This is a genomic window from Arenibacter sp. 6A1, from assembly GCF_012272855.1.
Taxonomy (GTDB): domain Bacteria; phylum Bacteroidota; class Bacteroidia; order Flavobacteriales; family Flavobacteriaceae; genus Arenibacter.
Window position 1 is genome coordinate 183,263 of the sequence record NZ_JAAXCQ010000001.1, and the last position, 23,814, is coordinate 207,076.

Genomic DNA, 23,814 nt, shown 5'->3' on the forward strand with positions numbered 1-23,814 from the left:
GGCAACTTTCCATAAGGCTCTATAACCGATCAACACAAATCAGCAAAGTAGACCAGGAATAGTATTAATTACTAATCGTTTATGAATCTGCGCGTTAGGGATAGCGGCGGCATCCCCGCAGCATCGCAAGGGATATAGCCAATAGCCCGACCGACCAAGGAGGGAACGCCCAAACCCATATTCGCCTTAGGACCAAAAATATCACAAATAGCTTCCGGATTACAGTCGTTTCTTTTGTACAACAAACACATAAAAGCGGTATGTGGCACTTTTAGAACCACAGAAAAAGAATTAGATACTTCTTCTAAACAAAAAAAGCTGCCCATTGGTTATGGACAGCTTCGTTTATTGTAAAAATAAGATATATTTTAAGCGTTTTGCTTTGCTTTTTTAGCGTCGCGCTTTTCTTTCAGAAATTCAAGAAGCGATCCCCCTACCCAATAAGGTATCACAAAAGTCAATAGAAATATCATTAACCAAAAACCGATGGTTAAAATGGTTAAGAAAGCTATAAACCCTAAGTATTGGCCAAAATCGAACATGATAATTTTAATTTTTAAATAACGCTACAAATATATCAAAATCTTACTTGTATATGCAATATCCGACGAAAATATTTTATGATATTTTTAATGAATTTAGCCCTAGAGCAGCCAAATCACTCCAAAAAATCCCCTCGCATTAATTTTCTATTAGCAAAACCTCTAAAGACCGCCTTTTTAGTCTACTTTAAATTGTTTAAGATAAAATCTAAGGTCTCATTTTTGTTCATGTTTTTCTTATAGGCAATATTGCCATGAGCAGGCTGCAGAACCAATCCCAATTCTTTCATTCTCAACATAGTGCTTTCGTATTCCAAACTCACTTTCCCCGTCAGCAAAGTATCCATCGATAGCCCGCTTTTATAACGTTTATGTATTTTCCTTAGACCACTTAAATACAGACGGTCTTTGGTAAAGCCTCCTCCCCTATGCGCTCTTAAAGTAATCGTAAAGGCATCGTCCCGATTGAGCTTATATTTACTGTGAATCATATCGAAGGTGTCTGCAAAGCTATACCCCTTAATAAGGCTATCGGAAGCCAATACCCTATACGCCAACTCTTTTAATCGTTTTAAGGTAAGGGCGCCGCTCATATACTCGCTAAATACCGCCAAGCCTTCCTGAGTCTCCACATTTCTGGGCAGTCCGTTAGAAAAAACTTTTAGCGGTTGTAGCATGGCATTATAGGTGGTAACCAAGTGTACTCCTATTTCGTGATTCGCCAAAGTAAGCAACTGGTTTTTACTGAATACAGCATTCTTTTTGATCAAAAGCGACTGCGAACTATTTTGAACCATGGCATCGGCAGCGATACTGGTAGAATAGGCAATATTCAAGGGGAAATTATACTGTTCGACAAAATTTTCAAAAAACAACCTTGCATCTTCCGGAGAATACTTTTTTTCCATATCCTCGGAAAGCGGCTCATCGCTAAAATGAAGAATAAATTTAGCATTCTGTACATCCTTTTTTGTGGGGGTTCCATAGGTACTCAAGGAGTTGTAAAAAAACTTCTTTCCTTGACCAATAGTTTCTATGCATTGAATCATATTAGCATAGAAGTAAATAACGTCTTGGTAAAAATCTCGAATCTGCTCATCCTTGATACGATCAATCTGTTGTGAAAAAAATAGCTGATGTAATTTATAGGGATCAAATTGTAGTTTCCGATATTTAAAAACAGGGGATTCCACATATTTAGAAGCAAAAAAGCGCTGTTTCTCCGTTTCTATATTTAATGGATTTACATAACTTATCAGTTCTATTTTCTTTACTAATTGGTCTAAATTTGCATCAATTTTAAACAATTGCGGGTATTGTAACCGCTTTTCCTTTAGCACTTCTTCTTTACTCATTTTTAAATATATCCTTAATTAGCCTATTCTAGGCCAGTATTAATCAAAACATTCAATTCTATGGCAATTTTAGCTTCTTTTGTTGCCACTATTGCCTTAGTGGCCTGACAACTATCTTATTCCATACTGCACCTCTTTATCGATGATATCATTAAAAAGGCAGAAGGCGTTGGTCTTTTGCGATATACCACTTTCTACCCCAGAAGCACTATTTACAACAACACCGTTGACTAGCATGATCAGTATCGATACTCCAAAAATTATCGGAAAAGGAAAACTACCAAGCTTCAGCGTGCTGATACCGGGAACAGCTGCTACTTGTTGTATTGGGTACATTAAAATTAAATGGGCCGAAAGTAACCAGGACAGCTTAAAAAAAATAGATTCGAATAAATAGATCCGCCTTTCAATAAGCGCTATGCTTCTAGATACTTCCAGAAACAAAAATCTAAAAAGAAGCCCTATAAACATCTAATAGGGAAAGGAGGGGTTTTCATAACTTCAAAAAAGAAAGCGCTAATTTATAAGAACAATCCTTTGAAATTACAAACCCCCGAAAAATATTTTATATGTTTCGGGGGTTTAAAAAATAAGATTTAATTATACTGCTTTTTTATAGGTATCATCCCAGTTTTTCACTTTTGGCTTTCCTAATTTACCAACAGATTTGCCTACGATCATAGAAACGGCCGCATCTCCTGTAACGTTCACAACGGTACGACACATATCCAAGGGGCGATCGACCGCAAAAATCAATGCTAATCCGGCTTCAGGAATCCCAGCTTGTGCCAAAACAATCACTAGCATCACCATTCCTGCTCCAGGAACTGCAGCACTCCCAATAGAGGCCAAGGTAGCTGTTACTATGATCCCCAATTGGGTTGCAAAACTTAAATCCATACCAAAAGCCTGGGCGATAAAAACTGCTGCAACTGCCTGGTATAGGCTCGTACCGTCCATATTGATAGTTGCCCCGATAGGAAGTACAAAACTTGCCACTTCTTCTTCAACCCCAAGGTGTTCTTCTACCCGTTCCATAGTCACTGGCAAGGTAGCGGCGCTAGAACTAGTTGAGAAGGCCAAGAGCTGAGCAGGGGAAATCCCCTTTAAAAAGAAGGAAGGACTTCGCTTTGTAAACACCCATACAAGCAGCACATATGCCGTAATCATAAGGGTCAGCCCTAGCACTACACATAAGGCATACCATGCCAAGGCCTTAAACAGATCTAAGCTGGGCGATTCTACTATTAACGCTGCCAACAAGGCAAACACCCCATAAGGGGCCGCTAACATGATAAGATCGATCAGTTTTAGGATTACCTCGTTAAAACCGTCAAAGAATTTCTTAACAGGACTCGCCTGTTCTTCGGGTATCAAAATCAATCCAACGCCAAAAAAGATAGCAAAAAAGATTACCTGCAACATATTGCCATTATCGCTGGCAGCGCTGAAGATATTACTGGGCACCAAATCTTCCAAAGCCTGTAAGGGTCCCGATTCCTTTTGCTTATTGGCCTGTGCAATTTTTGAATCTGCATCTCCTTTATAGTTTTCAACAAGCTCGGTTCTAGTCTCTTCACTTATCGAATTCCCCGGCTTTATAAGGTTCACAAGGGTCAACCCTATAGATACCGCTATAACCGTAGTAAGAATATAGATCCCTATGGTCCTCCCCCCCATTTTAGAGAGTTTGGAAATATCCTTTAAATCGGAGACTCCTTTTATCAGTGAGCCTAGAATTAATGGAACCGCAATTAACTTTAAGGAATTGATGAAGATATTACCGAATGGCTTAACCCAATCCGAAACGACCTTAGGTCCCCATTCAAATTGAATCATCAGCAGTGCAAAAAGCACACCGCCAACCATTCCCAATAAAATTCGCCAATGCAATTCCAGTTTTTTCATAAAAATTATTTTTGAGCTGGTAAGATACTATTTTGCAGCACAAAGCTCCAAGAAAGCCTCTTTTAAAATTTAATCGTCCTATTTAACAAAGTATAATCTGCCATCACCAATGCAGCCATTGCTTCTACAATGGGCACTGCCCTTGGAACCACACATGGGTCGTGTCTTCCTTTTCCTTGAGTGGCAACTTTATTCCCTTCTTTATCTATAGTATCGTATGCTTGTATAACTGTGGCCACAGGCTTAAAGGCTACATTGAAGTAAATATCCATACCATTGCTTATACCGCCCTGTATACCTCCGCTATAGTTGGTTTTGGTAGTCCCATCGGTATTAAACTGGTCATTATGTGCGCTACCTTTCATTTTTACCCCTTCAAAACCGCTACCATATTCAAAGCCCTTCACGGCATTTATAGACAACATGGCCTTTCCCAGTTCTGCATGGAGCTTATCGAATACAGGTTCTCCAAGACCTATTGGGACATTTTGGATCACACAGGTAATGACACCACCTATAGTATCGCCTTCTTTTTTTATTTTTTTGATATACTCCTCCATTTTGGCGGCAGTCTCTTGATCTGGACAACGTACAGGATTAGCCTCTATCAGGGAGAAATCTAATTCCGTATAATTTTTATCCAATTGCAGTTCCCCTACTTGAGAAACAAAGGCGTTTATTTTCATATCGCCCAAAAACTGTTTCGCTATAGCACCGGCCACCACCCTACTGGCGGTTTCACGTGCCGAACTTCGTCCTCCTCCACGATAATCTCTAAAGCCATACTTCTGATCGTACACATAATCGGCATGAGAAGGTCTGTAAGAATCCTTGATATGCGAGTAATCATGTGATTTCTGATTAGTATTGTGAATAGCAAAACCAATGGGGGTCCCCGTTGTTTTCCCTTCAAAAATCCCGGAATAAAATTCTACCGTATCGGGTTCTTTTCGCTGGGTTACAATGGCCGACTGACCTGGTTTACGTCTCTCCAAATCATTTTGAATTGCTTCTAAGTCCAAGCTAATTCCTGCCGGACATCCGTCCAACACCCCTCCTATTGCCACACCGTGCGATTCGCCAAAAGTGGTCACTTTAAAAAGGTTCCCAAAAGTATTTCCTGCCATTATTGTAATTATGTTATTGGTAATATATGAGCTCACTGCCCATCTCATGCGCTAAGCGACCCAAAGGTAAATTTTAAAAAAGAAATACAAAAATTAAGCCTTTCTTATTGTACCTAAAATTTATAAATGACACAAATTAATGGAAACTTAACGTATTCCTGTTTTTAACTTATCACTGCCTTCACCTTCACTTTACACAGAACTCCTTAGTTTGTGTAAATACTTCTACTATTGAAAAAGAGACAGATAGAATTAGCGGTCATTTCAGATGTTCACCTAGGCACTTATGGTTGCCATGCCGACGAATTATTAACCTATTTAAGCAGTATAAACCCTAAGACATTAATCCTAAACGGGGATATCATAGATATGTGGCAGTTTAGCAAACATTACTTCCCGGCCTCCCATTTAAGGGTTTTAAGAAAAATTATAGGCATGGCCGCCAATGGCACCGAGGTGTACTATATCACCGGGAACCACGATGAAATGATGCGTAAGTTTAGCGGCGCCTCTTTGGGCAATATACACATCAGGGACAAGTTAATTTTGGATCTTGACGGAAAAAAGGCATGGTTTTTTCACGGTGACGTATTTGATATTTCTATTCAAAATGCGAAATGGTTGGCAAAAATAGGTGCCTATGGATACGATATGCTTATTGTTCTAAACAAACTAATCAATTGGGGCCTTCTTAAAATGGGTAAAGAGAAATACTCCTTGTCCAAAAAAATAAAGAACAACGTAAAAGGAGCCGTGAAATTTGTCAAGAATTTTGAGGATACCGCTAAGGAACTGGCCATAGCCAATGAGCACGACTATGTTGTTTGTGGTCATATTCACCATCCGAAAAAGGAAATATTCGAAAATGAAAAAGGCAGATGTACTTATTTAAATTCTGGCGATTGGGTAGAAAACCTGACGGCCTTGGAATACACCTTTAAGCGCTGGAAAATATACCGCTACAACGCCGACAAACTATCGCCTTTCTTTGTAGACGAAGCATTAAAGGCCATGGATATTCACGAATTGATCGCTACTATTACCACCAATATCCCCAAGGACAAAAAAAACAAGAAAGCAAAGAAAGTAAAGAAGGCAGCTAAAAAAGAAAAAAAAGGCTCTCAGAACGGCAATGCCGCACTGTAGAGCCTTTACAGATGTATATTTATTACAGTAAAGCTTCCTTAAATATAGATATAGGATGCTTTGCTTTTCTTTCTGTACCATCATAAATTTGATGCCTACAGCTAGTACCGTTTGCGGCGATAATTACATCGGAGGACGTTTTGCGTACCGCAGGGAACAATTTCAGCTCTCCTACCTGCATACTTATCTCGTAATGTTCCTTTTCGTACCCAAACGACCCTGCCATACCACAGCATCCAGAGTTGATTATGGACACTTCATAATTCTTGGGTGCGTTTAATATATCAAAAGTCACCTTCTGATTGGAAATAGATTTTTGATGGCAGTGATTATGAATTTTCACGGTTTTCTTTTCCGCAGTAAACAAGTCTGCCGTCAACACCCCATTGGCAATTTCTTTGGCCAAAAACTCTTCTATCAAAAAAGAATTATTTGCAATGGCTTCCATCTCTTTTTTATCAAATCCAAAGCGCTTGTATTCATCTCTAAAAGTAAGGACCGCAGAAGGCTCTAGTCCTAATACAGGCAAGCCTTTTTCAGAAAACTCCCGTAGCTTCTCCATATTTTTCACGGCCAATTTTTTGGCTTGTTTTAAAAAACCTTTGGAGATATAGGTACGTCCGCTTTCGGCATAAAAAAGCGTTACCTCGTACCCTAAACGCCCCAACACCTCAATAGCATCGCGCCCCAACTCTACATCTAAATAGTTTGTAAACTCATCTATATACAACACTACCTTGGAGAGGGATACATTATTCTGATTTTTAACAGTTTTAAGATGACTGTCAAAATCAAAGCTTGAGACTTTAGGCAAGCTTCTTTGCGGGGCTACCCCTACCGATTTTTTAAGCAGACCGCCTAATAGTTTTGATTCATACACGCTATTGGTAAGTCCGGCCACCTTACTCCCTAATTTATTTAAAGCTGTGTTGTAAGCAAATAGTTTTGCCCTTAAAGGGTAGCCGTTTTCTTCTTGGTACTGATAGAGAAATTCAGCTTTTAAGGTAGCGATATCCACATTACTGGGACATTCACTAGAACATGCTTTACAGCTTAAACACAGGTCAAAAACTTCTTTGAGCTCTTTGTTGTCGAACCGATTCGTTTTTTCGGTACTCGTTAAAAACTCACGCAAGGTATTAGCCCTTCCTCTGGTAGTATCCTTTTCGTTTTTTGTAGCGTGATAACTAGGACACATAGCCCCGGACATATGATGGGTCTTTCTGCAATCGCCACTTCCGTTACATTTTTCGGCGGCTTTTAAAATACCTTCGCTATCCGAAAAATCGAGCAATGTTTCTATTTCCGGTTCTTTTCTATCAACTTCGTACCGCAAGGACTCGTCCATGGGGTAAGCCTCTACAATTTTACCTGGGTTAAAAATATTAGTAGGGTCAAAATAGGTTTTAACCCTTTTTAGCAGCTCGTAGTTTTTATCGCCTATCATTAAAGGTATAAACTCTGCTCTTACAATCCCATCACCATGTTCCCCACTAAAAGAGCCGTTGTATTTTTTGGTAAGCTTGGCAACATCTGTTGTAATAGCCCTAAACAAGGCTACATCCTCGGATTTTTTCAGGTTTAGGATAGGCCTTAAATGTAATTCTCCCGCACCGGCATGAGCGTAATAAACAGCTTCTTGCTCATAATCCTTCATGATCTGGGAAAATTCACCGATAAAATCTTTTAAATCTTCTAGAGCAACGGCAGTATCTTCAATACAGGCAACGGCCTTACGGTCGCCAACAATATTCCCTAACAGCCCTAGGCCTGCTTTTCTTAGTTCTATCGCCTTGTTAATATCTCCCCCTTTTAAAACAGGACTAGCATAGCTTAGCCCAGAAGCCATTATAGTTTGTAAAAGCTGCTCCAACTGTAGTTCTAAATCTTCTTCGGTATTCGATTTCACCTCTAACATCAACAATGCTGCCGGATCGCCCTCTACGAAGAATCGGTTTTCCAATTGGGTCCGGTTATTTTTGGTACAATCCAAAATCACCTTATCCATCATTTCACAGGTATGCAGGGTGTTAACCATCAAGGGCGCCACATCGCTTAAACAATCCTCCAAAGTTTTATAGTGGGTAACCACCATTGCGGACAAACTAGGCGGAATATCATCGAGCTGCAGAACAATTTCCGTAGTAAACGCCAAGGTCCCTTCACTTCCACTTAATAACTTACACAGGTTTATACCTTCGTCCTCTTGCCCAAACACATTGTTTTTAAGAAGTTCATCAACGGCATACCCAGTATTCCGCCTATGGATTTCAGGCTTGGGAAACTCCCTAATAATCTCTTCTTTTATTTCATTGTTAGACAACTCCCTATGAAGGTTATTGTAAATTTCCCCTTCAAGATTCTCAAGGGACATTTTTCCCAAAAATTCATTTAGGGACAGGGTTTTAAATTCGGCCCTACTCCCATCGGATAGATAAGTTTTTAAAGACACTACCTTGTCTCGGGTAACACCGTACTGAATAGAGGTAGTCCCAGAAGAATTATTCCCTACCATTCCGCCTATCATACAGCGGTTAGAAGTAGAGGTATTAGGTCCAAAAAACAAGTTATAAGGTGCTAAAAACAAATTCAGCTCATCGCGAATAACACCTGGTTGTACAGTGACTTGTTTTTTATCGGTATCAACGGAGATTATTTTGGTAAAATACTTGGAAACATCTACCACAATTCCATCTCCCACACACTGACCAGCCAAGGAAGTTCCTGCGGTTCTTGGAATTATTCCAATGTTGTTTTCTTTTGCAAAAAGAATTATTTCTTCAATATCCTTATCAACTTTTGGATAGGCTACGGCCATGGGTAGTTTTCTGTACACAGAAGCATCGGTCGCATATAATGTAGTTGTTAATTTATCTACAAACAACTCCCCTTCCAATCGTTCTTTTAATTTATTTAGCATATTTTTATCCACCTAAAACAATTAGGCCACTAAATTAAGTTTTTATTGTTTTAACGAAACCATGAAGTTTCCTTTTTTAAATAATTAATAAATAGAACCCCTTATGTTATGAAAATCCTGAAATTATTTGCTTTATTGCTGTGTTGTTCTTGGTATTCTGGAAATGCCCAAGAAATTTCCGACCATGCGCTTGGATTGCGTCTGGGAGATAGCGATGGTTTTGGAGCTGAGATTTCCTATCAAAAATCGCTCTTTGAATTCAACCGTTTAGAGGCCAATTTAGGGTGGCGCGATAGTCGTTATTTTGATGCCTTTAAGGTTTCGGCCCTCTACCAATGGATTTTCCCGATAGAAAACAACTTTAACTGGTACTATGGTGCTGGTGCAGGTCTGGGCAATGTTGACTTTGCTCCTGTCCCCGGCAGCGAACCCGGTAATACAAGGACACCAGACGGCGGTCTGTTTGTTTTTGCAGCAGGAGATATTGGGGTCGAATATTCATTTGACATCCCTTTATTGCTTTCTATAGATTTTAGACCGGAAATTGGATTGGTAGGATATAAAAACTTCTCCGACAATTTTGATTTCGATATCGCCTTGGGGATCCGCTATAAGTTTTAATAAATTCTGCCAGTTGCGCAGTAACTCAGAAGCCATTCCCGGTAGAACCTTATTTTTTTATTTAACATATATAAGTACATTTGCACAATTTAAAAAATTAAAAATGAAAAAAATTATATTATCCCTTGCTGTTATTGTTGGAATAGTAGCCTGCGACAACAAACCAGAAGGATTTGTTATTAACGGAACGCTATCTGGCAATGTAGAGGATGGAACAAAAGTTTTTATTCGTAAGATCAATGAAAACAATCAGCCGTACGATATAGATACCACCATGGTCCAAAATGGAAAGTTTAGCATAAGCGGACCTGTAGATGCGCCAGATCTAGTATACCTTTTTGTAGGAGATATCCAAGGATACAGCCCTATCGTTATTGAAAAAGGCACCATTGAATTTACTGCCCAAAAAGACAGTTTAAATTTTGCCAAAATAGAAGGAACTCCACAAAACAAAATATTCGAGAAGTATATTAAACATTCTCGTGAGTTATCGGACAAGGCCATGTCTATCCAAGGCGATTTGCAAAAAGCTACCATGGAAGGCAAAGAGGCTACCGTAAATTCTTTGCGTGATGAGTTTGCAGAATTACAGGAAGAATACAAAAACTTTGAGCTTAATTTTATCAAGGAAAACCCTGAAGGTCTTATTACCGCTTTGTTAATAGACAAAGGTGTGAACACTAAAATAATAACCACTGAAGAAGCTCAGCAAATGTACGATGCTTTAACTGCCGAAATAAAGGCAACCGAAGCAGCTAAGAAAATTCAAAAAAGCCTTGATATTGTCAGGGACCGTGAAGCTAAAGGAAAAAGCACTGAAATTGGTGCAGTAGCCCCAGATTTTTCAGGACCAACACCAGATGGTGGAGAGTTGTCTTTAAAAGAGGCTATGGGGAAAGTTACCATCATAGATTTCTGGGCAGCTTGGTGCAAGCCGTGTAGAGTAGAAAACCCGAATGTGGTAAATATCTACAACAAATACCACAGTAAAGGTCTAAATATTATTGGTGTTTCTTTAGACAGAAAGGCCGAGGATTGGAAAAAAGCCATTGCTGATGACAAACTTACTTGGAACCATATTTCCAGCTTGGACTATTTTGATGATGCCATCGCTCGCCTATATAATATTGACGCAATTCCTGCGACCTTTATCTTGGACGAAAACGGTGTTATTATAGCAAAAAACCTAAGAGGACCTGCATTAGAGGCTAAAATAGCCGAGCTTTTACAGTAAAAAAAACTGTTCCTAATTATTCCTAAGAAGGCTCATAACCATTTTGTTATGAGTCTTTTTTTTTGCATTTATTTTTATAAAAAAGACCATTCCCCGCACCCCTTTTACGATGCAACAACCTATAGATCCCCTACGATATTACTAAAACAGCCCCTAAAAAAGACACCCTATTAATACCGCTCAGCAGATGAATTTAAAAACTATGAGAAGCGGTCGCTGTTATTCTAAATACCTTATGGCCCATGATAAGAACAATAATTTGGGCGTTCCCCTAACGGGGCGGGCTCTTCGCTATATCCCTTGCCCTGCTGCAGGGATGCCGCTGCGATCCCTAACGCAAAAATAATACAACAGTAAACCGTATATTTTTAATGCTTAAAGCATCGTTTTCTTAAGTTTTACTACCAAGAACCTAATCCCTAGGAATCTACCTAAAAACATATATAGTAAAAAGGGAAAAATTCATCACAATGGGCCTTCTAGACACTGATAGCTATACTTTATTTTTTACTGGTGTAAGAAACTATCAAAAGCACTGGTAATACTGCCTCAGGAAAACCTATCTTAATTTCTTTTTTGTAAGTAAGAATAATACTATATAATTTCCTATATTGTAACATAGATACAGTTTTCTAGCAAGAAAAGACACAATGTCAGCCGTTGAATGTATTTAATTGACAAAAGACTTCTACCTAAATTTCAATTTAAAATCGAACTTTAATGAGAACAACACTTTTGAGTCTATTCATTTTATGCTCCCTGACAGCTTGTAAAACAAGTAATGACCAGCGTATCCGATCTGAATCTAGCACAATTCGCGAGGTTGTAAAGGCAGATGTCAATACTTCCTCTGATCCGTCTAAGAATCAATCTGTTTTATCGTCTGTAGCTCTTCATGACAATGACAGTGAGGTAAGGAAGTTCGCCGTAGAGAAACTCAGTTTACAATCAACCTTATCGAGCGTAGCCCTTCATGACGAAGACAGTGAAGTAAGGAAAATGGCCGTAAAGAAAATCAGCTCACAATCTACCTTATCAAGTGTAGCACTTCATGATAAAGACAGTGAAGTAAGGAAGTTGGCCGTAGAAAAACTTAGCATTCAATCGACGCTGTCCTCCGTAGCCCTTCATGACAATGACATTGAGGTCAGGAAGTTGGCCGTAAAAAAACTCAGTCTACAATCTACCTTATCGAGCGTAGCCCTTCATGACGAAGACAGCGGAGTAAGGAAGCTGGCCGTGGAAAAACTTAGCATTCAATCATCGCTGTCCTCCGTAGCCCTTCATGATGAAGACTGTGGAGTAAGGAAGCTGGCCGTGGAAAAACTTACCATTCAATCGACGCTGTCTTCCGTAGCACTACATGACAAGGACAGCGAGATAAGAAAATTGGCTTTGCAACGGTTGAATTAGACCCCTAAACTAATTATCTTCTTAAATGAATTTGCCAAAAAGCACCGCCGTTAATACCAATAAACGTACTTTTTTATGAAAACAATACTATACATCGTAGTGTTTGTACTGTCTCAATCTTTATTCGGTCAAGTTGTTTACCAACCAACATTTATAGATCAATGTACCAATAAACCTATAAAAGAAGTCATGTGGATGATATCAGATTCTACTCAAATTTATGGTAATGAGTATTTGGGGATGGATTATGCAAAGCTGCCAAGATTAGGCAATTACGAATTGAATTGCACTAGTATTTCCGATACTCCAATGAAGATAAGGATAGCTCATAATGAAACTGTTAAGGATACATTTTTCTTAAAACGACTCCTGACTGTTATACAATTAAACCATGATAAAACTTATAGCGATACACCGCCCAAATATTATGTTTGTAATGCAGACAGTTTGGCCAATGGAACCGTTATTGATTTTTACAGCAATGGAAAAATAAGAGACAAAGGCATCTTTGAAAAAGGGAAACTGATAGATACTCTTTACACATATCACAGAAATGGAAAACTTTCTAAGCTTACTATACCCCATAAAAAGGGGTATAAAACCATCCATTATCCTGCTGAAAGCCTAAAAAGATAAAAATCGAAAAAAAATAAACCTACCAAACAAATCTGGTAGGTCTATATATAAATCCATTATGAAAAGCTTACAAAGAAGGGTACTCGTAAAGCACTCCTATATAATTAAATCACGATATCGGTCTTAACCGACTGTTTTAAATTTTCCCTAGTTTTCCTAAAACAAATAAGATAATGATCGGAATTGCCAATAATAGCACCATCCAGGTATCTGTAAGTAACAGTTCCGGTTTAAATAATAAGGTCGTCAAATATCCACCGATTGCTCCACCAAAATGGGCCGTATGCCCTATATTCCCCAATCTGCTTTTCATTCCATAGATAGAATAGAACAAATACAAAATTCCCAGCACATAAGCTGGCAACGGAATTGGTATAAACATAATCCCCAAACGCATATCGGGCTGCAACAGGATAGCGGCATACAAAATTCCCGTCACGGCCCCACTGGCACCTACAGCACTGTAAAAAGGTTCTTTTTTATGAAAAAACAAGGCCAAAATACTTCCGGCGACCAGGCTGATAAAATATATGATCCCAAATTTAGCCGGCCCCAACCAACCAATCACCACATCGGCGAAAAAATATAAGGTAAACATATTAAAGAAAAGGTGGGAAAGATCTACATGCAGAAACCCAGAAGTTATCATTCTGTCTTTTTGCCCAGCTTGTATCGCCCCAACTCCGAATTTATAACGTTCAAAAAATGATTGATCCTTGAACCCCTTAAAGGATGCCAGGACATTGGCGGCCATAATAGCCATTGTTGCCAAATGTATATTATTCATGTATAAAACAATTAATTTTGGTTCCAAATATAGTTATATTTGCCCTAATTTAAATTTCATGCAGCTTTTAGTATATCTTTTGGCCTACCCTTTTTTATGGCTTATTTCCATATTGCCTTTTAGGTTGTTTTACCTCTTTTCCGACTTTATATATGTGTTGGTTTTTCATGTTGTCGGCTACCGTAAGGAAGTCGTTTACAACAATTTAAAACTTGTATTTCCCAAAAAAACCGAAGAAGAAATCCTTAAGATCCGGAAAGGTTTTTACCATCATATGTGCGACACTTTCCTAGAAATGGTAAAGACAATGTCGCTTTCTAAAAAAGAAGCTTTTAGGCGTTTTAAAATAACCAATATTGAGGTCTTACAGGATATTTCAAAAAACAAAAGCGTCCTTGTAGTTTGCTCGCACTATGCCAATTGGGAGTGGTTAATTAGTACTAATAACCATGTAGATGCCAAGGGATATGGAGTATATCAAAAAGTAGGCAATAAACATTTCGATCGCTTGATAAAAAAAATTCGGGCCAAATGGAATACGGAGCTAATTTCGCAAAGAGAAACCGTAAAAACAGTCGTCGGAAATGCCAGAAACGGAGTTTTAGCTGTGTACGGAATGGTAAGCGACCAGTCTCCTAGGGTGACAAAAAACCAATATTGGCGAGAATTCATGGGGGTTAAGGTTCCGGTTTTCAACGGGCCTGAAAATTTAGCCAAAAAATTAGACCTAGCCGTTTTATTCATGAAGGTAAGCAAAGTAAAAAGAGGGTATTACTCTGCTGAAATCATTCCTATCACCCTTTCTGGAAAAGATACCGAGAAAAATGAAATTACGGACGAGTTTTTCAGACTCACCGAAAATCAAATTAAGGAAAGACCAGAACATTACCTTTGGTCGCATAGACGTTGGAAGCATAGGGATAAAGTTCCGAAGGAGTACCAATAGGCCCTCCTAAACTACTACCCTCTAAATTCTACTGGCTTAAAACTCCGCAGCACCAGCCCTTTCCTTTGCTAGTGGGGTAAAACTATTATGGCTTCATTTAAATTCGCATTTCATATGCTACATCAGGATTTTAACCTTATCCTTTGATCTTAATTGCACACAGTAATAACAAGTTTCTACCAAATCGACTTCTTTTTAAAGCAAATAACTTACTTCCAAGAAAAAATATGCTTTGTCTTGAATAGCCCCTATAGCTGCCCTTTTGTATAAAAGTTTAGGAATTCTATTGGTCTATCAATTTCCTAAACTGAATATCAATAGACTAGAAAAATTCGGTTAAATACATCGCTAAATTTTGCAGTTTTACAATTTAAATATACCTTCAAAGCTGTAACATTAAAAACAGCTATCAGGCCCATGGATATTTTGCAAACCTTATATAACGAAATCATTGGATTTCTTGGAGTTTCACAGGTATGGGAGATATTAAAAACCGGAAACTACAGTAGTTTTACCACCTATGATGGTATAGTAGCCTTAATATACCCCATAATTCCTTTGCTGATTCTCCTTGAATTTATACTAGGGTTAGTCTACAAGAAACCACAAACCAAGGTATATAAAGTCAATTTCCTTATCTATATCTTTAATAGATTCATTGGAAGGTTCATTGCAATTGCCATGGTTGTATTAATCATAGGAGCATTGCAATCCTATGCCTTGTTTCAAACCAAAATGACGTGGTATTGGTTTATTTACGGCTATATCATTTGGGAGTTTGGGCATTTTATCTACCATTACTTAGGTCATAAAGTGCGATTATTCTGGTGTTTGCATTCTACCCACCATGCCCCCGAGGAAATGAATCTTTCGGTAACCCATGCACATTTTTTTCTGGAAGCTCCTTATGCGGATACGATAAGAACAACGGTTTGTATTTTATTGGGAGTAGATCCTGCCCTGCTTTTTTTAATTATGTTTATTGATGGTACTTACGGAGCATTTATCCATGTGGGAGAGAATTTGATGAAAAATGGCCGAATGGGTTTTCTGAACAAAATAATCTTAACCCCATCGCACCATAGGGTACATCATGCTAAAAACCCACTATATATGGATACCAACTTTTGTAATTTATTAAATATATGGGATAAGCTTTTCGGCACCTATCAAAATGAGGAAGCAGATATTGCGATTGAATATGGTATCACCCGAGAAATAAATTCTGGCAATTTCTTGGATGTTTATTTCGGTGAATTTGTAGCCTTGTTCAAGGACATCGCAAGGGCACCTGGCTTAAAAAACAAGCTTTTGTATACCGTAATGCCTCCCGGATGGAGCCATACGGGAGAACATCAAACGGCAAAAATTGTACGGAACGCGCATTTACAACAAAATGTTCCTTCACAAAAAAAGGTGGCTAAGGTGTAAACACCAAAGTGGCCATAATAATACAATGATCGGTAGCATAGTTTTCACATAGCACCTCATACTCTATAACCTCCCATTTTTGGGGCATATTCACTAAAATATGGTCAATACAAACCGATGGGTTTTCTGAAGGCCAAGTCGGCTTAAAAGCTTCCGGATGTACTGTTTTCGTATATTCCTTCTGTAAAATCCTCATAGGCTCACTGTCGGTTTCTGCATTTAAATCGCCCACAATAAGGGTTGGCAAAGGGGAGTCCTTAAAGGTATCTACCAGGGCTTTTGCTTGCATCACTCTATCCGTATCATCTTTTAAATGATCTAAATGTGTTGCCACAAATTGGATGGTATTTCCTTGTTGGGTCTTTACCCTAGTTACCAAGGCTGCCCGTGGCTCTGAAGTAGGCAAATGCGGCAATGCTACATTTTCACTACTAATAAAGCTATATTGGGACAAAACCCCTTCCCCGTATTCACCGCCATCATAATACATGGCCCGGCCAAAAAGGGATGCCATTTTTGTCCTATATCCAAGCTCTGTTGGCAAATCGTATTCTTTGGCCCTTTTGGTTTTAAAATCTACCTCCTGCATGGCCACTAAATGGGGCTTATAATGGTTAATGACCCCGGCAAGGGTATCTAGGTTAAAATCGTTTTTTGTGGTGGCCCCATGTAAGATATTAAAGCTCATCACCCTCAAGGTATCGGCTTGGGCACTGCTGTAAAGAGACAGGCTAGCGACAAAAACAAAAAGAGATATTTTTAAATTGGTCAGATTCATATGTTGATTTTATTGTTTTTTAAAGATCATATGTAATGGGAATAACCAAAGTCATATTGTCGACAAGTTTTCGGTCATGCCCATTTCATAACTTATAAAAAAATAGGGCCGGCAGTATAAAACCCCGACCCTTAGCTAAACTTTATGTATGTTAGATTCCTGCTACCGTTTTTATTTCGGCGATAATCCTATCGGCCAAAGCATCGGCATCGGCCTGACTCTTGGCCTCGGTATAAATCCTGATAATAGGTTCGGTATTGGATTTTCTCAAATGCACCCAATTCTCTGGAAAATCAATTTTCACCCCATCAATGGTAGAAATTTCTTCATCCTTATATTTTCCGGCCATGGCGGTTAAAATACCATCGACATCCAATCCTGGGGTTAATTCAATTTTCTTTTTGCTCATAAAGTAACTAGGATAGTTAGCTCTTAGCTCGCTAACCGTACCTCCTCTTTCTGCCATCAGCATTAAGAACAAGGCTGTCCCTACAAGCGAATCCCTACCGTAATGGCTTTCTGGGTAAATGATCCCTCCATTACCTTCACCGCCTATAATGGCATTATTGGCTTTCATCTTGGCTACAACATTTACTTCTCCTACTGCCGAAGCCTCATAAGAACCTCCGTGTTTTAAGGTAATATCCCTTAGCGCTCTTGAAGAAGAAAGGTTAGACACGGTATTTCCTTTAGTTTTTCCTAAAACATAATCGGCACAAGCAACCAAAGTATACTCTTCCCCGAACATTTCTCCTTCATTGGTTATAAAGGCCAAACGGTCTACATCCGGATCTACAACAATTCCAAAATCGGCTTTTTCTTTTACTACCAGCTCACAAATATCGCCTAGGTGTTCTTTTAAAGGTTCTGGGTTATGCGGAAAATGTCCGGTAGGGTCACAATAAAGTTCCACTACCTCAACGCCTAGTTCTTTAAGCAGTTTTGGAATGGCAATCCCTCCGGTAGAGTTGACGCCGTCGACAACCACCTTAAATTTGGCAGCTTTAATAACTTCTGCATCCACCAATGGCAGGTCTAACACTTCATCGATATGGATATCTATATAAGAATCATTTCTGGTGATACTCCCTAAATCGTCTACCTCAGAAAAAACAAAGGCTTCCTGTTCTGCTATTGCCAAAATTTTAGCTCCTTGTGCGGCATCTAAAAACTCGCCTTTCTCGTTTAACAATTTTAAGGCATTCCACTGTTTTGGGTTATGGCTTGCAGTAAGAATGATCCCACCATCGGCCTTTTCTAAGGGAACGGCAATCTCTACGGTAGGAGTAGTAGAAAGGTCTAGATCTACAATATCTATTCCAAGACCTACAAGGGTAGATACCACAAGGTTTTGTATCATTTCTCCAGATAAACGAGCATCCCTACCGATCACGACGGTTAATTTTTCTTTATTGGAATACTCCTTTAGCCAAATTCCGTACGCGGCTGCAAATTTTACCGCATCAATAGGAGTTAAGTTGTCTCCTGGCTGCCCGCCAATGGTTCCTCGAATACCTGAAATAGATTTTATTAAAGTCATAGTGTATGTTAATGTTTTTTTACAAATATAAGAGATAGGCTTAAAACCTAGCCTCTTAATTCGTAAATTCGGATTTAATAACATTTCTAGCTATTTATGAATTTTTTAGCACACATTTACCTATCCTTTAATAACGATAATTTAACTATTGGAAATTTTATAGCGGATAGTATTAGAGGTAATAAATACTTGCATTTTCCGGAGGAGATACAAAAAGGGATTCTGTTACACCGTGCTATTGATAGTTTTACCGATGCCCATCCAACGTTTCGAAAAAGCACCAAACGCCTACATCCCAATTACAGTCATTATAGCGGGGTCATTGTCGATATTTATTACGATCATTTTCTTGCTAAAAACTGGTCGGCCTATTGCGATATTCCCTTGGTTGACTATACCGAAAATTTTTATTCCCTTTTAGAGAACCACTATAGCATACTTCCAGAACGGGTACAACATATGATGCCCTATATGGTTTCTGACAACTGGATCTATAATTATTCTAAACTAAAAGGTATTGCTACGGCCCTGACCAATATTAACCGACGTACGAAATACAAATCCAACATGCATTTGGCCATAGGTGACCTAGAAGAACACTACGTCGATTTTGAAGCTGAGTTCACTTCTTTTTTTGAGGAATTGATTACCTTTTCCAAACAAAAGCACCATTCCTTAAGAAATGGTAAAAGTGTATTTTAACTATTTAAGAAAACCATATATGCAGGCAAAACATTTTTTTAGCATTCTATTTATCCTTTCTTTAATTGGTTGTAAGCAAGAGACAAAGCCACTAACAGGTTTAATCACTGAAAAGGCAATGGTAGTTTCTGCCCGTGAAGAGGCCTCTAAGATCGGAACTGCCATTTTACAACAGGGAGGCAATGCCTTTGACGCCATGGTGGCCACGGAATTGGCTTTGGCCGTTGCCTATCCCTATGCAGGAAATATTGGTGGTGGTGGATTTATGGTATACCGAAAGGCCAATGGCGAGACAGGCGGATTAGATTATAGGGAAAAAGCCCCTTTGGCTGCCCATAAGGATATGTATTTAGATTCTTTGGGTCATGTAATCCCCGAAAAAAGCACCTTGGGGGCTACTGCTGTTGGAGTGCCAGGAACTGTAGCCGGAGTGATGGCCGTTCACGAAAAATTTGGTACTCTAAGTCTACAAGAAATTTTAGCCCCAGTCATTCAATTAGCCGAAAAAGGAGTGGTGGTTACCCAAAAACAAGCAGATCGATTGGCAGAATACAAGGATATTTTTATACAAGTAAACGGAGATAGTACCTTTTTTGCCAAAACCTACCACACTGGGGATACTATAAAATATCCTGCCTTGGCTTCGACCATGAGAAAAATTTCAGATCAGGGGAAGGCCGGCTTCTATCAAGGAGAGGTAGCCCAAAAACTAGCCCGTTTCATTCAGGCGAATGGCGGTTATGTTACCGAAGAAGATTTGGCCAAGTACCAGGCTAAATGGCGCGACCCTATTGAATTTGAATATAAGGAGCTTAAAATTGTATCTATGAGTCCGCCCAGTAGTGGTGGATTTACCATACATCAAATCTTTAAAATGATGGAGCCTTATGAGGTGTCCGAATTTGGACATAATTCTGCCAAAACCATTCAGTTGTTTACCGAAGCTTCCCGCAGGGCTTATGCCGATAGAAACTACTATTTAGGGGATCCTGATTATGTAGATATCCCTATGGAGGCCTTGTTAAATGAAGGCTATTTAAAGGAAAGGATGCAGGATTTCTCCTTTGAGAAGGCTACAAAATCATCTGAGGTAGCCCATGGCGAGGTCCAAATAATTGAGAGTACCGAAACCACCCACTACTCTATTGTAGACCAATATGGAAATGCAGTTTCTGCCACGACCACCATTAATGCTGGCTATGGCTCTAAATTGTATTGCGATGAACTCGGCTTTTTTCTAAATAATGAGATGGATGACTTCAGTGCCAAACCGGGTGTCCCCAATATGTTTGGATTAGTAGGTGCCGAAGCCAATAGCATTGCTCCAGAAAAACGTATGCTGAGCAGTATGACACCGACCATAGTAGAAAAAGACGGTAAATTATGGATGGTTGTCGGTACACCGGGAGGTTCTACCATCATTACGGCAGTAGCCCAAACCATATTAAACACCTATGAATTTGGCATGGGCATGCAAGCGGCTGTCAATGCTCCCCGTTTTCACCATCAATGGCTACCCGATGCCGTTGTTTTTGAGCCTAACGGATTTGCTCCTAAACTCATAGACGAACTTAAAGCAAAAGGGTACCAAATTAACGAACAAAACAATCCGATCATAGGAAAAGTCGATGCCATCCTAGTTCTGCCCAATGGTAGCTTGGAAGGAGGCGCCGACAAGCGTGGAGACGATACTGCGGTAGGATTTTAAATATGAGCTTCTAAAAAATGAGAAACAATTACCATTATCCACTAGGTGAAACCATTCATTATCTGTGAAAAAACCAAGAAAAACATATCGGATAATGGCGGGCTCCCTTTTGCTTTTTATTCTTGCCCTAGGATTATTGTTTGCCTTTTATAATGAAGAACTGCCCAAAGGGGAACAAGGCCCAAAAGCAGATGCCTTGGCAAAGAAAATGCTGACAGCAATACAGGAAGACCATTATAAAAACACTTCAATATTAGAGTGGTCTTTTGCCAGGGGGAAACATCAATATGTATGGAACAAGGAAGAAAACACAGTTAGGGTCCTATGGGACGAATATAGGGTCCATTTAAATTTAAAGCATCAAGGCAAAAGTAGGGCATATAAAAATAATAGGCTTCTCAAGATCGAGAAACAGCAAAAAATAATACAAAAAGCAACTGATTACTTTAATAACGATTCTTTTTGGTTAGTTGCTCCTTTCAAAGTTTTTGATCCTGGCACCGAACGTCGTTTGGTAACTTTAAAAGATGGCTCCCAAGGATTATTAGTGACATATACCCAAGGAGGAACGACCCCTGGGGACTCATATTTGTGGTGCTTAGGACCAGATGGCGTTCCAAAAAGCTTTAAAATGTGGGTACAAATTATTCCGCTAGGCGGATTGGAAGCTAGTTGGGAGGGTTGGAAAAAAACAGCAGCAGGAGTTCTTCTGCCTAGTTTCCACCAAATAGGCCCTATCACCATTGGTATGGGAGCGGTGAAGGCCTATTAGAAAATTTAAATCCCAGATACCATATTCCTCTTATACTTAAAGGGAAGACAGCAGCACCCATTCATAAGAGGAGTATCTCTATTGAGAAAACTAATTCCCGTGCAGTTCGCCTATAATTTGATTTAGACCCCATAAAAACCCTTATCTTAACAGGCGATCTTATAAGATCGTTCGTGCAAAAAATAAATTGCCGTCTATACCATCAAACCGCCAAAGGTCATGAAACATTTTATCCCAATGCTATTTTCGCTATTCATCCTTTTGTCCTGTAAGTCTAAAAAAAAGGAACCTCTAAAAGAGTATATCATTGCTTATAATGTCTATGTCCCGGATAGTATCCATGACGACAACTATGATGTTTTCACCATGAAAATGGATGGTAGCGACAAAAGAAACATCACCAACCATCCCGATGTTGCGTGGACCTATCTGGCACATGGCGATAAGATCTATTTTGTAAGTGATAGGGACACTACTGCCAGAGCCTTGTTTCTTTATGAAATGGATCATCATGGCCAAGAAATCAAGAAGATCTCTAATTTCCGCTTGCAAGACAGTTGGATGGGAACCAGAAAGCAGGGACAAGAACTTATTGTGGTCCCTCACCATACGGTAGATTCTTTACTTTATTTGATAAATACCAAGGGAGAGATCTTAAAGAAAATAAATCCGGGCACCCCATATTTTTCCGATCCTTCTTTCTCCCCAGACGGAGAATGGATTGCCTTTGTAGGGAGTAATAAAAAATCGAAAAAAGAAGATGGATACCAGGCAGAAATATATGTCGTAAACACCGATGGTAACGGCCTGAAAAAATTAACCAACTACCCTGCTGCCGATACTTCTGCAGAATGGTATGCCTTCAAAGCCGGACCACCGCGTTGGCATCCTACAGAAAACTTTATAAGCTTTCAAAGCAAACAACAGGGAAAATATAGTTTGTATGCAGTATCCCCGGACGGAAAGAAACAATGGAGATTAACCAATAATAGCCAAAACGAAGGATGGCACAGTTGGAGTCCTGACGGAAAATGGTTGACCATGGAGGTTTTTGACGAGAAACAAGATCAATTTCATATCGGTCTAATGAACTGGACCACCAAAGAGATGCAAGTTCTAACGGACACTAGTTTTAAATTCCAACAGGCCCCTGTATTTATGGAGGTTGATGGCAATAAAAACTAAGAAGCTATACAGCTCAACCAATTGTTTTTTCACTTTAATCTATGTACGCTATGAAAACGAAAAAAGTGTTGCTCCTACCCTTCCTGATAATATTTACGTGTCTTTTAAGTTGTAAAGAGACTCCTAAACCAACCCAAAAAATTTCTTCCATAGAAACCCCTTCGGGTACCTTATCCTTTCTATCTAACCGAGACGGGAATTTTGAAATATATACCATGACCGCCGATGGAAAGAATATAAAGAACCTTAGCAACAATAGTGCAACCGACTATGGAAACTCTTGGTCGCCCGATGGAAAACAGCTGGTATTTTATTCGGACCGCGATGGAAATAATGATATTTATATTATGAATGCCGATGGTACCGACCAAATTAATATTTCCAAACATCCTGCCAACGAATATGTACCAAGCTGGTCCCCAGATGGGCATAAACTAGTTTTCACCTCGGACAGGGACCACAAGTCCCGTGAAATCTATGTGATGAACACCGATGGTTCTAAGGTAACACGCTTGACCCATGATGAGGATTATAACGAAAGTCCTTCTTGGTCCCCCGATAGGAGCCAAATAATTTTCACCAAACAATTAAAAGATCCAAACGATCCTTCCCATGCTTCCAATGGGGAAATTTTCATCATGGACAGTGATGGCCAAAACGAAAAACGATTGACCCACAAAAAAGGATATGATTCAGGTGCTGTTTTCTCGCCCAATGGAAAAAAGATTGCTTTTTATGGCCTGAGCAAGCAAGATCAATGGGATCTCTTTTTGATGGATGCCAATGGCGACAACATTATTAATTTGACCAACGACAGCGCCGAAGATTATTCACCTTCTTGGTCACCCGACGGGAAATGGATTGCCTTCACTAGCGGACATCCCAAGCAGTACGATGTTTGGATTATACACCTCAGCACTAATAAACGATTTCGTTTGACCCAGGAGCCTACACGAAACCAAAGCCCGATTTGGCGCCCCCAATAGAACAAACAGCGATTTTCTTTGACGAATACCTTATATTTAAGCTGCCGTTTAAAAGACCGAAGAAATGGTCTCGTTGC

21 protein-coding genes are annotated in these 23,814 nt (G+C 39.3%); 12 read left to right on the plus strand and 9 right to left on the minus strand.

Annotation, left to right across the window (positions count from 1 at the left end; genetic code table 11):
* Nucleotides 1-71: 71 nt before the first annotated feature.
* The 5 genes from HCG49_RS00805 to aroC all read right to left on the minus strand — a co-directional run bounded on the left by HCG49_RS00805 (nt 72) and on the right by aroC (nt 4,932).
* Nucleotides 72-326: a hypothetical protein gene (locus HCG49_RS00805; RefSeq protein ID WP_168467668.1), complete on the minus strand. Its 255-nt coding sequence runs from the start codon at nt 324-326 to the stop codon at nt 72-74.
* 398 nt (nt 327-724) lie between these two features.
* Nucleotides 725-1,897 carry a flavohemoglobin expression-modulating QEGLA motif protein gene (locus tag HCG49_RS00810; protein WP_168467669.1) on the minus strand — a complete coding sequence of 391 codons (1,173 nt, stop codon included), beginning with the start codon at nt 1,895-1,897 and terminating at the stop codon, nt 725-727.
* A 111-nt stretch (nt 1,898-2,008) separates the two neighbouring features.
* On the minus strand, nt 2,009-2,233 hold the full coding sequence (locus HCG49_RS00815) for a hypothetical protein (protein WP_168467670.1): 225 nt from the start codon (nt 2,231-2,233) through the stop codon (nt 2,009-2,011).
* Between the two features lie 264 nt (nt 2,234-2,497).
* On the minus strand, nt 2,498-3,805 hold the full coding sequence (locus tag HCG49_RS00820) for a dicarboxylate/amino acid:cation symporter (RefSeq protein WP_168467671.1): 1,308 nt from the start codon (nt 3,803-3,805) through the stop codon (nt 2,498-2,500).
* Nucleotides 3,806-3,867: 62 nt separating this feature from the next.
* Entirely contained in the window at nt 3,868-4,932 is a 1,065-nt protein-coding gene (aroC, locus tag HCG49_RS00825; protein WP_168467672.1) for a chorismate synthase, read from the minus strand.
* 231 nt (nt 4,933-5,163) lie between these two features.
* Between aroC and HCG49_RS00830 the strand changes: the two genes are divergently transcribed.
* A complete protein-coding gene (locus tag HCG49_RS00830) occupies nt 5,164-6,078 on the plus strand; it encodes a UDP-2,3-diacylglucosamine diphosphatase (protein ID WP_168467673.1) in 915 nt (304 codons plus the stop codon).
* A gap of 22 nt (nt 6,079-6,100) precedes the next feature.
* Here the strand turns inward: HCG49_RS00830 and HCG49_RS00835 are convergent, their stop codons facing one another.
* Nucleotides 6,101-8,998 carry an FAD-binding and (Fe-S)-binding domain-containing protein gene (locus HCG49_RS00835; protein ID WP_205764318.1) on the minus strand — a complete coding sequence of 966 codons (2,898 nt, stop codon included), beginning with the start codon at nt 8,996-8,998 and terminating at the stop codon, nt 6,101-6,103.
* A gap of 108 nt (nt 8,999-9,106) precedes the next feature.
* Here HCG49_RS00835 and HCG49_RS00840 point away from each other — a divergent pair, with 108 nt between their 5' ends.
* From HCG49_RS00840 to HCG49_RS00855, 4 genes are all read left to right on the plus strand, one after another.
* Nucleotides 9,107-9,619, plus strand: coding sequence for a hypothetical protein (locus tag HCG49_RS00840; protein WP_168467675.1), 513 nt, complete (start codon nt 9,107-9,109; stop codon nt 9,617-9,619).
* 103 nt (nt 9,620-9,722) lie between these two features.
* Nucleotides 9,723-10,853 (plus strand): TlpA disulfide reductase family protein, encoded by a 1,131-nt coding sequence (locus HCG49_RS00845; RefSeq protein ID WP_168467676.1) that lies wholly within the window; start codon nt 9,723-9,725, stop codon nt 10,851-10,853.
* Between the two features lie 720 nt (nt 10,854-11,573).
* Nucleotides 11,574-12,266 (plus strand): HEAT repeat domain-containing protein, encoded by a 693-nt coding sequence (locus HCG49_RS00850; protein ID WP_168467677.1) that lies wholly within the window; start codon nt 11,574-11,576, stop codon nt 12,264-12,266.
* A gap of 75 nt (nt 12,267-12,341) precedes the next feature.
* Nucleotides 12,342-12,902, plus strand: a complete 561-nt coding sequence (locus HCG49_RS00855) for a hypothetical protein (RefSeq protein WP_168467678.1) — start codon at nt 12,342-12,344, stop codon at nt 12,900-12,902.
* 136 nt (nt 12,903-13,038) lie between these two features.
* On the opposite strand, the gene HCG49_RS00860 is transcribed toward HCG49_RS00855, so the two are convergent.
* Complete coding sequence (locus tag HCG49_RS00860) at nt 13,039-13,689, minus strand: rhomboid family intramembrane serine protease (protein WP_168467679.1); 651 nt, start codon at nt 13,687-13,689, stop codon at nt 13,039-13,041.
* Between the two features lie 58 nt (nt 13,690-13,747).
* Here HCG49_RS00860 and HCG49_RS00865 point away from each other — a divergent pair, with 58 nt between their 5' ends.
* Together HCG49_RS00865 and HCG49_RS00870 are read left to right on the plus strand one after the other, a co-directional pair.
* A complete protein-coding gene (locus tag HCG49_RS00865) occupies nt 13,748-14,635 on the plus strand; it encodes a lysophospholipid acyltransferase family protein (protein ID WP_168467680.1) in 888 nt (295 codons plus the stop codon).
* 417 nt (nt 14,636-15,052) lie between these two features.
* The gene (locus HCG49_RS00870) at nt 15,053-16,066 is read left to right on the plus strand and encodes a sterol desaturase family protein (protein WP_168467681.1); all 1,014 of its coding nucleotides are present in this window, start codon (nt 15,053-15,055) and stop codon (nt 16,064-16,066) included.
* Here the strand turns inward: HCG49_RS00870 and HCG49_RS00875 are convergent.
* Nucleotides 16,056-16,844 carry an endonuclease/exonuclease/phosphatase family protein gene (locus HCG49_RS00875; RefSeq protein ID WP_168467682.1) on the minus strand — a complete coding sequence of 263 codons (789 nt, stop codon included), beginning with the start codon at nt 16,842-16,844 and terminating at the stop codon, nt 16,056-16,058. The two genes, HCG49_RS00870 and HCG49_RS00875, sit on opposite strands and share 11 nt — an antisense overlap.
* A 151-nt stretch (nt 16,845-16,995) precedes the next feature.
* Nucleotides 16,996-18,384, minus strand: a complete 1,389-nt coding sequence (gene glmM, locus HCG49_RS00880; RefSeq protein ID WP_168467683.1) for a phosphoglucosamine mutase — start codon at nt 18,382-18,384, stop codon at nt 16,996-16,998.
* A gap of 96 nt (nt 18,385-18,480) precedes the next feature.
* On the opposite strand from glmM, the gene HCG49_RS00885 reads away from it, so the two are divergent.
* The 5 genes from HCG49_RS00885 (at nt 18,481) to HCG49_RS00905 (ending at nt 23,737) form a co-directional block, all read left to right on the plus strand.
* Entirely contained in the window at nt 18,481-19,086 is a 606-nt protein-coding gene (locus HCG49_RS00885; RefSeq protein WP_168467684.1) for an ACP phosphodiesterase, read from the plus strand.
* 19 nt (nt 19,087-19,105) lie between these two features.
* Complete coding sequence (gene ggt, locus HCG49_RS00890) at nt 19,106-20,794, plus strand: gamma-glutamyltransferase (protein ID WP_168467685.1); 1,689 nt, start codon at nt 19,106-19,108, stop codon at nt 20,792-20,794.
* Nucleotides 20,795-20,888: 94 nt separating this feature from the next.
* Entirely contained in the window at nt 20,889-21,566 is a 678-nt protein-coding gene (locus HCG49_RS00895) for a hypothetical protein (RefSeq protein ID WP_168467686.1), read from the plus strand.
* Between the two features lie 219 nt (nt 21,567-21,785).
* Entirely contained in the window at nt 21,786-22,751 is a 966-nt protein-coding gene (locus tag HCG49_RS00900; RefSeq protein WP_168467687.1) for a DUF5050 domain-containing protein, read from the plus strand.
* Between the two features lie 50 nt (nt 22,752-22,801).
* The gene (locus tag HCG49_RS00905) at nt 22,802-23,737 is read left to right on the plus strand and encodes a DUF5050 domain-containing protein (RefSeq protein WP_168467688.1); all 936 of its coding nucleotides are present in this window, start codon (nt 22,802-22,804) and stop codon (nt 23,735-23,737) included.
* Nucleotides 23,738-23,814: the final 77 nt, after the last annotated feature.